Annotated in this window: 8 protein-coding genes; 5 read left to right on the forward strand and 3 right to left on the reverse strand. The window is 46.9% G+C overall.

All coding sequences use genetic code 11. The features are described from left to right. The coding region (locus RT018_RS02560) for an S-layer homology domain-containing protein (RefSeq protein ID WP_312938977.1) at positions 1–2,166 on the reverse strand (2,166 nt) is incomplete at its 3' end. 506 nt (positions 2,167–2,672) lie between these two features. Between RT018_RS02560 and RT018_RS02565 the strand changes: the two genes are divergently transcribed. Next, the gene (locus tag RT018_RS02565; protein WP_312938978.1) at positions 2,673–3,182 is read left to right on the forward strand and encodes a hypothetical protein; all 510 of its coding nucleotides are present in this window, start codon (positions 2,673–2,675) and stop codon (positions 3,180–3,182) included. A gap of 115 nt (positions 3,183–3,297) precedes the next feature. Here the strand turns inward: RT018_RS02565 and RT018_RS02570 are convergent, their stop codons facing one another. Together RT018_RS02570 and RT018_RS02575 are read right to left on the reverse strand one after the other, a co-directional pair. Next, a complete protein-coding gene (locus tag RT018_RS02570; RefSeq protein WP_312938979.1) occupies positions 3,298–3,987 on the reverse strand; it encodes a YjjG family noncanonical pyrimidine nucleotidase in 690 nt (229 codons plus the stop codon). A 159-nt stretch (positions 3,988–4,146) separates the two neighbouring features. Further along, positions 4,147–5,238, reverse strand: a complete 1,092-nt coding sequence (locus RT018_RS02575) for a PTS sugar transporter subunit IIC (protein WP_312938980.1) — start codon at positions 5,236–5,238, stop codon at positions 4,147–4,149. Between the two features lie 784 nt (positions 5,239–6,022). On the opposite strand from RT018_RS02575, the gene RT018_RS02580 reads away from it, so the two are divergent. The 4 genes from RT018_RS02580 (at position 6,023) to RT018_RS02595 (ending at position 8,940) form a co-directional block, all read left to right on the forward strand. After that, positions 6,023–6,439, forward strand: a complete 417-nt coding sequence (locus RT018_RS02580) for a C-terminal helicase domain-containing protein (protein ID WP_312938981.1) — start codon at positions 6,023–6,025, stop codon at positions 6,437–6,439. Positions 6,440–6,490: 51 nt separating this feature from the next. Then, positions 6,491–7,375 (forward strand): CPBP family intramembrane glutamic endopeptidase, encoded by an 885-nt coding sequence (locus tag RT018_RS02585; protein WP_312938982.1) that lies wholly within the window; start codon positions 6,491–6,493, stop codon positions 7,373–7,375. Between the two features lie 104 nt (positions 7,376–7,479). Then, positions 7,480–8,187, forward strand: a complete 708-nt coding sequence (locus tag RT018_RS02590; RefSeq protein ID WP_312938983.1) for an SDR family oxidoreductase — start codon at positions 7,480–7,482, stop codon at positions 8,185–8,187. A 243-nt stretch (positions 8,188–8,430) separates the two neighbouring features. Then, the gene (locus tag RT018_RS02595) at positions 8,431–8,940 is read left to right on the forward strand and encodes a pyridoxamine 5'-phosphate oxidase family protein (protein ID WP_312938984.1); all 510 of its coding nucleotides are present in this window, start codon (positions 8,431–8,433) and stop codon (positions 8,938–8,940) included. Positions 8,941–9,026 lie beyond the last annotated feature (86 nt).

Consider the following 9,026-nt stretch of genomic DNA (forward strand, 5'->3'; position numbering starts at 1 on the left):
ATCAAAGGAGTTAAAGGTAGACTTCACAGTTTGTCCCTCAAGGCAGCCGCCCTGGGCGACCCACTGATCCATATAATAGCTATTGGTACCCAGATTAACGGTGGTAGTATCTGTGATGGGAGTCGTCTTAAGGGTGTCGTCCTCGTTATAGAGCGGGTTTCCATCCGAATCCTTGGCAATAAGCGCCAAATTCTTGATGCGATTGCCGGAGGGGCGGGTCAGGTCAATCGTATAGCTGATCCCACCACCGACAAAGTTGGAACTGTACTTGGAAGCCCGGCGAGTGGGGTTGTAGCTGATGGTCAGATCGCCATCTTCAATCTGGTTGAAATAGTCCACGCTCCACTCCAGAATGGTTTTGAGCTGGGCACCACTGACAGGATAGACACTGACTTCGCCTCCAGTGAAGGAATAGCTGGAAGCAATGTTCTTGATGCTGATATCACCCACGGGAAAGCCGGGATTTTCATAGTCCGTATTGAGCAGCGTGCAATCCGCGCCAGAGTAGAAGGTGCCCGCTACGCTCATGAGGTTCAGAATGCCCACGGAGCCGATATTGGCGGCGGAGATACCCTTGATCTCATCCGTTCCGGAAAGATTGGAATTGATCAGTTTGCCGATGGGTGTGTTCACATATTTTTGCAGCTGCGCCTTGTAGGGCGCCATCAGAGTGACAAGGCCGCTGTCTTCCTTGGAGCCACAATTCTCCAGCGTGGCGTTCTTGCTGTTGAGCGTATAGCCGCCATTGGCATTCTTCGTGAATCCCAGATCCACTACAGACAAGCTGCGACCATAATAGTAGGGCTCACACAGCAGCACACCGTTAACCGTCTCACTGGGAACGGACTTATGCGCATGACCGCTGATGATGACATCCAGTTCAGGGTATGCTTTTGCAAGATCCACGGTGGACGAACCGTACACATCGTTCTCCTGGTCCAGACCTTCGTGGATGACACCGATGATGCAATCCACATTTTGTGCTTCCAGTGATTTGATTGCACCGCCAATGACATCCACTGGATTCTTCACATCCACTTCGTTGAGAGAGGTCTTGCCCTTTTCAAATTCGGTGATGAGCGGGGTAGTCATTCCGATCACACCAATCTTCACGCCTCCCCGCTCTACCACGGTGGTAGCGGGTAAATACTCCTTGTCGGTTCCCTTTAGGTACACATTTCCAGAGAGTGCCACACCTTTGAATTGCTTCACCAGTTTCGCCCGGTTGGCAAAGCTGAAATTATACTCGTGGTTGCCGAAGGTCCACACGTCATATCCCAAATAATTCATGGCATCAATCATGGGATTAGAGTCCTGTCCAATAAAGTATTCCACATAGTTGGACTGCACCGCGTCGCCGCAATCCACCAGAACAGAATTTTTGTTGGCAGCCTGACGCTGGCGGATAATGCTTGCAAGATATGTAAGGCTACCGCGGGTAGACGAGGTATCCGTTGAAAAATCCCATGGCACGAACCAGCCATGGATATCCGAGGTTGCCATAATCTCCACTTTTACGTTCTCAGCGGTCTGTGCACCAGTGAGGAAGCGCATGAGGATAACGGCCGCCTGCTCGCGGGTGGTATTGCCGCCCGGCGTGAGCATAGTAGCCGCCGTACCGTTGACGATGCCCATGGCCAAGGCCCACTTCATGGCGTCAACGGCGTATTTAGAGACGGTACTGCTGTCTGCGTAATACGTCATGCCCGTGGTCGCTGACACATCCCAGCCCCGGAAACCGGCATAGCGATAGAGGATAGCTGCCATCTGCTGACGAGTCACGATGGAATTGGGCGCGAGTGTGGTGTTGGTGTTTCCCTTTACAATGGCATTGTCCTGTGCCCAAGCAGCCGCCTTCGCACAATAGCTGTCAGAAGAGACATCCGTGAAGGTGGAAAGCTCTTTTACTTCAGGACTCCCGGACACCCGATAGAGAATCGCGGCCAACATTCCTCTGGTGAGTGACCGTGTGGGGGAAAATATTTGCTCGTTTGTACCGTTCATCAGGTTGTTTTCATAGACATATTGGATGCCTTCATAAGACCATCTATCCGCCTTCACGTCCGCAAACGGAAGTGGCTCTGTATCCACGGCCAGCACCCCTGTGGGCAGCATTGCCACAGCCATCAGCATAGCTAACGCTGCTGCAAAAATTTTCCTTTTCATTTTTCTTCCTCCTACTAATTATAGACGACAAAGTGAATAATTCCCATTTTAGTATACATCTGAAAAGGCTTTAAATCAAACAGTATTTTTTATACATTCCAATATAAAGCATGCTTCAAATTAGTACACGTTTCTTATTGAAGATCATTGCACAGAAAGACAGCATCTCGTTTTACAGCGATCGTCTAAGTAGATAAATCCTTGCATCTATTGAAACAACGGACTGGCTTTGTTATACTTATTTTCAGTTGCCAATGATATCGTATATTCTTCAAAATTTTACTTGCCGTATAAACATAACACGAAACTCGTTTTATTGGGATAATGCTTATTTTCGCCAAAGATTTCTTCAAACCGGATTAAGATCCATGTCACCTTGACTCGTGTGGCATTGTCATTCAGGTCGCGATTGTATGTGTCCTTGCCTTTGATGAGGCCGATGAATGTCTATTGTCAGGCAGTACAGTAAAATAAAATTTGCAATAAAAAACAGAGGAAGTGACCACATGGAGATCGGAAGTGCGAGTGGGCATCGTTATCATAAATTCGGGACAGGGAAAGTGGATTTGGTCATTGAAATGGGGCTTGGTTCTGCGCTTGGCGAATGGTGGCACGTTGCAGAAATTCTCTCAAATAAATATACGGTTTTGCTGTATGAGCGTCTCCGTTCCATGACAAAGCCAGATCTTTATGACGCCGCGATAGAGGAATACTGTCTGGCACATACCGAACGTTGCGTTCTACCTCTCAGGATAAAGGAGTCTTTTCCGCAACTTCCTCTTGTACTGGTCACCCACACGAGCGAATATTCCATTAAAGAAATAATGGAATTTGGGCGGACCACAAGAGTGCTTGCCGAAAAAGTGGAACAGATCTGGCAGGAACTGATGCAGAAATACCTCGCTTTTTCTAAAGTTTCTAAACTGATCCGAGCGCGTGACAGTGGTCATTATCTGCATTTGAGTGAGCCCGAATTGATAAACGAGGCGCTTGACTGGGTCAGTGCCCAAAAGTGATTTGTTGTTTACTACAGGCTCAAAGGTATCTCCTTCCACCGATTCTGTAAAAGAAACCGTCGATCGGATTGTCGGCTTCGTAGAGATGAAATACGCATTGTCTCCGACATCGAGATTACACCGTTCCATCCAGCAGGGGGCGAAGCTCCTCCAATGCATATATTTCATAATCTGGCAGGATACCCGAATCGTTGGGCAGCCGTGCCGGATTGAACCACACTGTTTGGATCCCCGCATTTATGCCACCCTGAATGTCCGAGGAAAGGCTGTCTCCGACGATCATTGCGGCACTTCTGCGGACGTGTGGAATTTGCGCAAAGCAGTAATCGAAAAAGGCGCTACCGGGCTTGTTGAACCCAACTTCCTCCGAAATAAAAATACCCTCCATGTACTTTTCCAGGTCGGCGCTTTTGATGCGGCTTCTCTGGACGCTTGCCGTTCCGTTTGTGACGATGTACAGGTGATAATGGGGGAAAAGATCCCGCAGCAACTCCTCCGCACCCTCTATAAAATAATGTCCAACTTCCAGTAGGGATTCATAAATCTCCGCCGCCCTCTCAGCCGAGCACGCCACGCCAAGCTCGTGGAACAAAAGCCGATACCGCCGCGTTTTCACTTCACTTCGGCTCAGTTTCCCCTGCTCCAGCAGCTTCCACTGCGCCAGATTCAATTCGCTGTATCTGCGGATGACGGCCTCATTCGGATGAATCCCCAGTTGGAGCAGGGTTTGTGTCAGCGCAATGCTCTCCGCCTGATTAAAATCCAGCAAGGTATTGTCCAAATCAAATAGAATTGTATTCACCATTCTGTTTTTACAACCTTTCTTTCCTATTAGTCATTTTAAAACAGGCGCCGTGAAGCCGCGCAGAACGGTCGTTTTGGCCAGAACTGAACCTGATCGCAGGTAAGTCCGCAGCGATTCTCACATCGAATCCGCCCGCCGCTATAAAACCGCCCACATCTCCTATGATAAAGTCATGTCGCCGTCTTTGACCCATCCGATCTTTTTTAAAGCGAGGTTGATCAGCGGGCATATGACAGCCGGAAGGAGAAACGAAATCAGAAGCAATCCCATCCAATCCCCTGAGGTTACGGCAACCTTGGCACCCCGCGCGATATCGTCTATCCAGCCGGTATACACGCCGATTTGGCCCACAAGGCCGGAGGTCCCCATCCCGGAGGATACGGGGGCGCCGTTCATCTCCAGATGAAACAAGCAGGTAGCCAGTGGGCCGGTAATGGCGGACGTGAGAATCGGTGCAATCCATATCCTCGGGTTTTTCACGATATTTCCCATTTGCAGCATAGAAGTCCCCAGCCCTTGCGCCACCAGTCCGCTCCATCGGTTTTCCGGGAAGGACATCACCGCAAACCCCACCATCTGTGCGCAGCACCCTGCGACGGCCGCGCCCCCTGCAATTCCCGTGAGGCCCAGCGCCGCGCAGATTGCCGCGGAAGAAATGGGAAGCGTCAGCGCAATGCCGATGACGACGGATACCAAAACCCCCATCCAAAACGGTTGCAGGTTTGTCGCCCACATGACAATGCCGCCCACCTTCATGGCGGCGCTTCCCAGCGCGGGGGCCCACCACGCAGAAAGGGCCACGCCGGTTCCGATTGTGACAAGCGGCGTTACCAAAATGTCCACCTTTGTTTCCTTTGCCACGGCTTTCCCGATTTCGGCGGAGAAGATCGCAACAAACAGCACGGCCAGAGGACCGCCCGCGCCGCCCAGCGCGTTGGAAGCGAAGCCAACGGTAATCAGCGAGAACAAGACCAACGGGGGACAGCGCAGCGCATATCCGATGGCAACGGCCATTGCAGGGCCGCTCATAATCGTGGCCAAAGAACCGACTGTATAAGAGACGTCATTGACCGTAACAACCGGCGCGATCAAAAACGAGATATGAAGCTGGGCCCCCAGTGCATTGATAATCGTACCGATCAGGAGAGAACAAAACAGGCCCTGCGCCATCGCGCCCATTGCGTCAATCCCGTATCTTCTGAGCGAAATCACGATGTCTTTCCGTGCTAAAAACGCCTTTAAGTTTTCCATTTATCATTCCTCCGTACAAAAAAGGATTTGAAGCCCGGGCTTCAAATTTACCCGAAGCCTCCGGCCCGAACATAGTTCAGGCAACGCATTGGCCGCTTGAAATCATTCACGCCCCTTTTTTATATCTGATACCAAGGCCGTTGTCAACCAACCCCCGATCAAACGGGCCGCCAACAGCCCCGCAGCAAAAAAAACTGCCCTGCAAGCCCATCTTATCATCTTTCAGCGGCTGAAATGCGGCGGCAGCGGATTTCTTCAAATGTTTATGCAAACGCATAAAAAGCCGGCAGATTCAGTTTAGAATCCGCCGCCCCCTTATTCGTATGCCACCGAGCCCCGGAATTTAGAAAAGACAGGATGTTTGATTGCCAACAGGACGTGCGCAATTATTCTGCTTACCACCGTTGGTGTTCCCCTGCTGGTCACAGGCCCCAGCGCCTCTGCCCAGTTCGAGAGATATGATATGATCAAAACTACAAGTTTTGATAGAATTACCGACACCACCTTCGTTTCAGATTATGCTATAGAACCCATAAAGTGGGCGGTTACAACTGGACTCATTAAAGGCAAGCATACAAACAATCTCGACCTAAATGATAATGCCACACAAGTCCAGGTGACATGGATCTTAATCCGATTTGAAGAAATCTCTGGAGAAAAATAAGCATCAACCCAATAAAATGAGTTTCGTGTTATGTTTATGCACTGAGTAGATAGAGGCTGATTATTTGTAGACCCCACAATAGGAAGCGAAAGAGTAGTTTATTGGTAAAATATATTGTAAATGCAACAGATCGCAGAGTGGGTGAAGAATAATTTTAAGCGCATTGTAAATGCCTACCCTGAAGAGGCAAAAGAAAACTTGATTGGGATTATCACACCGTTTAAATCACAGGTCGAATGCATCAATTCAGAGTTGAAGAAGCAGATGCCAACCAATTATTCGAAGATAAGTGTTGGCACGGTACATACTTTTCAAGGGGCAGAAAGAAAACTCATTATACTGTCTACGGTATATGGAAAGAATGATGGGTGTTTTTTCATTGATGCAAACAAGAGCTTGATGAATGTTGCTGTCTCCCGGGCCAAGGATAACTTTTTTGTGTTCGGGGATATCAATTGCTTGAAAGATACAAAAGACAGTGCAAGTTGGTTACTTAAGACGCATATCTTAAATTATAGAGTTGAAGATACCGTGTAGTCCGAAAACAACCATCTAAGAAAAGTAGATTATTATTAGAGGAGCGTCAACATGGTAGAAAATAGACATTTTAATCCTGTGAAATCTATTATCGTCATTTATTTAATATGCTTCGCATTTAGAGCAATTGAGTACATGGCTATCCGTACAGATCAAAGTATATTTGGCGAGGCGTTTATACATAAAGTGGCGGGAATTGTCGTTCTCGCGTTGGCACTTCGGTATTTTTCATTTAAGTGGTCGGAAGTGGGATTCTCGGGTAAGTCGGCAGTAAGAAATGCACTCTATGGATTACTTCTCGGCGCAACCGCGTTTTTGATTGCCTACGGAACTGAATGGTTTCTGCAATTGTTAAGAGCCAACAACCCTTCATTACATATCTATGTGACCAGCTATGCGATTGTCGGCAATGAACGTATGCAAACAGGCTTATTGTTTTTCGCTTTTTGTGTGGTTGGAAATATAATCAATGTGGTTATGGAGGAAGGGATATTTCGAGGGTTGTTTATAAAGCTATTGGAAACAAGGTATTCATTTATTAAAGCGGTCCTTTTTTCTTCTGTTCTCTTTGGCGTGTGGCATATTGCAGCGCCTGTACGTAGTTTGGTGGACGGAGAAATTAGTATGAATGGAGCGATAATATCTACTCTTATGCTTTTTATGACAACGGGAATTACGGGAGCAAAATTCTGTTTGTTGACCAAAATTACCGGTTCGCTTTGGATGCCGATGGCGGATCATTTTTTTAATAATACCATTTTAAATCTTTTACACGTCACTACATTTTCTGGTGCAGATGAATTGCAAGTAATCCGTATTTCAATTGCCCAAGCGCTATCGTTCCTAATTGTTCTTGTTATTTATTTTAAAAGCAGAGCACATCAAAAATCCACATTTCGTACATCGACAAGCCATCAACAGAGATTGGGCATCTAAAATATGAAATTTTCATTATGTTTATGATATACCAAAGCTCTAGGATCATTTTATACACATAATTGGCACATAAATAAGAATTATTTCACACATAGGAGACATTTATGGAAAATAAAAAAGTTGTTGTTACAGGCGGCAGCTCAGGAATGGGGCTTGCTATCTCAAAAAAGCTTCAGAAGTTGGGTATGCATGTCATTGTTTTTGATATTCAAAGCCCTCCAGAAGATTTTGAGTTCTATCGGGTTGATATCCGTGAAGATAGCCAGATCAAGTTGGCGTTATCAAATATCCCTCAATTGGATATTTTAGTAAATAATGCAGGTGTCTATTTTGAAAAATATCTGGAAGACACTACAAATGAAGAAATCGACAGAATGGTGGATATTAACATTAAAGGCACTTACCTTATGACACGCAATGCACTTACAAAAATCAAAGCTGCAAAGGGCTCAATTGTTATGATTGCTTCTTGTCTGGGGCTTGTCCCGGAATTAACATCACCATTGTACTGCACAACAAAAGCAGGACTTGTTATGCTGACAAAGTGCCTTGCGCAGCAGTATGCAGAGTATGGGATTCGGGTTAATTGCGTATTACCAGGACCAATTAACACCCCTCTTTTACAAAAAAGTTTTCAGGATGAAGCATCCCCTATCCGATGTGCAGAACGCATACCGCTAAAGCGGATTGGAGAACCCACAGACATTGCGAACATGGTGGCTTTTCTTGTAAGTGAGGATGCCGGTTATATAACAGGGGGTGCTTTTCCTGTTGATGGAGGAGTTTCATCCTCAAGCATGTATTCGAAATGATTTTCAGCTTATCAATGAAGACAAATGCCAATATTACAGGGCATTCTGCTAGAACAGTAAGCTTCGCATAATGTTTAAGATTGACCGTCGGGCTGTTGATCTTAGCTTCGCAGTATGTTGATGATCGCGGTGGCCGGCATTGTGGGAAACGGCGGTGCCTCCTATATTGCAAAAGGAATCGCCAAGCAGCTGCTGTGACATTAACAGCTTTATTTGTCTGCAAAAATACAAGGAGGGGTTATCGTGACGCATGAGGAATTTGAAAAGGCTGCGGGGTATTGGAAAAAGAAAGATGCCGCAGGGAAAAAGATGGACCGTGGAACGCTCACTGCGGCAATGGAGACGTACATCCAGGCCCACAACACCTGCGCACTGGCCACCGGAGCCGGCACGTTTGTGCGGTGTACCCCCATTGAGTATTCTTGGCATGACGGTGCGTTCTGGATATTTTCCGAAGGGGGCTTAAAATTTTTTGCATTGGAAAGAAACAAAAATGTCTGTTTGGCAATTTATGATCCATATGAAGGCTTTGGAAAACTAAACGGTATGCAGGTGACCGGCACGGTGGAGATTGTGGAGCCGTTCTGCAATGAATATCTTAAGGCTGCGACTTTTAAAAAGATACCGTTGGAAGCACTCATGAAACTACCTTCCCCCATACATCTCATCAAGATGACGCCGAAGCATATCGACTTTTTGAGTTCCGCTTTTCAGAAGCAGGGCTTTGACTGCCGGCAATCGATGGAGTTTTAGCATCTGTTTTCATGTTTCTAATTTCGCAGTTTGAGTAGAGAATTATCCGAGCATGGGCACAAAAAAGAACGACACAGCAGGAACTG

It is taken from the genome of Oscillibacter sp. (assembly GCF_032060045.1).
GTDB lineage: Bacteria > Bacillota > Clostridia > Oscillospirales > Oscillospiraceae > Oscillibacter.

Coding starts and splice junctions, on each gene's coding strand:
- RT018_RS02565 (WP_312938978.1), top strand. CDS start 2,673: ATGGAGATCGGAAGTGCGAGTGGGCATCGTTATCATAAATTCGGGACA.
- RT018_RS02570 (WP_312938979.1), bottom strand. CDS start 3,987: ATGGTGAATACAATTCTATTTGATTTGGACAATACCTTGCTGGATTTT.
- RT018_RS02575 (WP_312938980.1), bottom strand. CDS start 5,238: ATGGAAAACTTAAAGGCGTTTTTAGCACGGAAAGACATCGTGATTTCG.
- RT018_RS02580 (WP_312938981.1), top strand. CDS start 6,023: ATGCAACAGATCGCAGAGTGGGTGAAGAATAATTTTAAGCGCATTGTA.
- RT018_RS02585 (WP_312938982.1), top strand. CDS start 6,491: ATGGTAGAAAATAGACATTTTAATCCTGTGAAATCTATTATCGTCATT.
- RT018_RS02590 (WP_312938983.1), top strand. CDS start 7,480: ATGGAAAATAAAAAAGTTGTTGTTACAGGCGGCAGCTCAGGAATGGGG.